The following is a 1792-nucleotide window of genomic DNA, read 5'->3' as shown; positions in this document are numbered from 1 at the left end:
AGTGCTTACTGCAAAAATTGTTAAGAAAGATCCCTATAAGGGATAGCTTATCAAGGGGGGCAGGGGGGATCCCCCCGCCTATCGGCACCCCCCTTATCAAGGGGGGCAGGGGGGGTCAGAGGCAAAATCTATCTTCAATTTAATTATAACTACTTACTTAAAAATTCTTCGTTGCTTTCGTCTCCCTTCGAAAGAAAGAAAGTTACATTTTGTAATCTTTTGGCCGCTCAAGCTGGAACTAGGGTGAAATGGGCAGTTTGACGGTAAAGCTTGTTCCCTTATCCACTTGGCTATCTAGGGCGATTTCGCCGCGGTGGAGTTCGACGCATTTTTTAACCACTGCTAACCCCAATCCCGTGCCGATAATATTTTCCACATTCTGACCCCGATAAAAGGGTTCATAGATCTTACCTCTATCTTCCTCGGCAATGCCGATACCGTGATCCCGGACTTGAAAAACAATGCGATCGCTATCTTTCCACAAAATCAAACTAATCCCTGCTCCTGTGGGGGAATATTTAATCGCATTTAAGAGTAAATTACTTAAAATCGAGTAGAGCAGTTTCTCATCTAGATAAGGACGGATCATCAATCCCTGACTGACAAATTTAATCGGCGTATTATTTTTATTGATAAATTGAAAATCCTCGACTAAATTTAAACAAAAAGCTTCAATATCGAGCGGCTCTAGCCGACAACTGAGATTACCAGATTCTGCCCTTGTTAAAATCAAAATATCTGTTAAGAATTGATTCATTAGCTTGACAGAAGACTGGATTCTATATAGGTTTTTTCTGCTCGACTGTTCTGCATCTTTTAAGCCATTTTCTAATAACTGCGAGGCGGAAAGAATCACGGTTAAAGGAGTTCGGAACTCATGGGATATCATAGAAAAAAGCTGAATTTTTAGATCGGAAAGTTCTTTTTCCTGTAGTAATAACCGGTGAATTTCATCACTTTTTTGTCGCCGTTTCTCTTGCCAAAAAATCAAAAAATAAACTCCGCAAATAATCCCAAAACTGATAAAAGTTCCCATTAAGCCCAAAAGAGAATTTTCACTGATACTATCCCTAGAACTAGCGATGCTACTTCTTAAATTCCTTTTCTGACTAGCTTGTAAATAGGTAAGAAGATTTTGAAACTTATCCCGGACTTCGACACTTTTAACCGTGATTGCATCTTGAGAAATATCATCGGATCGATCGGATTTATAGGTGGCGATCGATTGATTAAATAAAGTAATTCGCCGATACATTAAATCCCCGATCTCAGTCACCATTTCCCGCTCGAAATCCGTGCCGTTTTCTAATTGTTTAGCCAGGAGTTGCCAGTTAGATTGCATCAAAGCGATCGCCCGACGATGACGGCTTAATTCCCTAGGGCTGCCAGTTGTGATATAACCCCGTCTTCCCGATTCGGCCACCGCCATGTTAGCGTAAAGATTAGCGAGATTATCGATGATCTCGTAGGTAACTTCCACCTCGGCAGCGCGCTGACGCAGGGCGAGGGTATTGCGATAGGAAACTAGGCTAATAGTTCCCATCAATAAGACAGTTAGCCCGAAACCTCCCGCGATCCATTTTCCTTGTTTGAGCCAATTCATCAGGAGTTAACCGACGCTATTTCCAGCTTACTCTATCTAAATGGAGCAGGGAGCATCTCACCTTTGCAATGAGCATAAATACTTAGTGGAAAAATAGGCTTTTCGAGGGTAATTCTTGTTTTAATTCTCCATGTACGCAGTCTTTAAAAGCCTCTATTTCGTTCCAAGACACGATTAAGAGTGGCTTTT

General features: G+C 41.6%; 1 protein-coding gene. It reads right to left on the bottom strand.

What is annotated here, in order from left to right:
- Window positions 1–238: 238 nt before the first annotated feature.
- Window positions 239–1603, bottom strand: coding sequence for a sensor histidine kinase (locus PX482_RS27495; protein WP_002758476.1), 1365 nt, complete (start codon window positions 1601–1603; stop codon window positions 239–241).
- Window positions 1604–1792 lie beyond the last annotated feature (189 nt).

The sequence above is a fragment of the Microcystis sp. M53602_WE12 genome, from assembly GCF_030065455.1.
Taxonomy (GTDB): Bacteria; Cyanobacteriota; Cyanobacteriia; order Cyanobacteriales; family Microcystaceae; genus Microcystis; species Microcystis aeruginosa.
Note: the sequence above shows the minus strand (reverse complement) of the source record. Positions and strands in the feature narration are given on the sequence as shown.

What these genes read in the sequence shown, in the direction of transcription:
- PX482_RS27495 (WP_002758476.1), bottom strand. Translation starts at nt 1,603, where the DNA reads ATGAATTGGCTCAAACAAGGAAAATGGATCGCGGGAGGTTTCGGGCTA.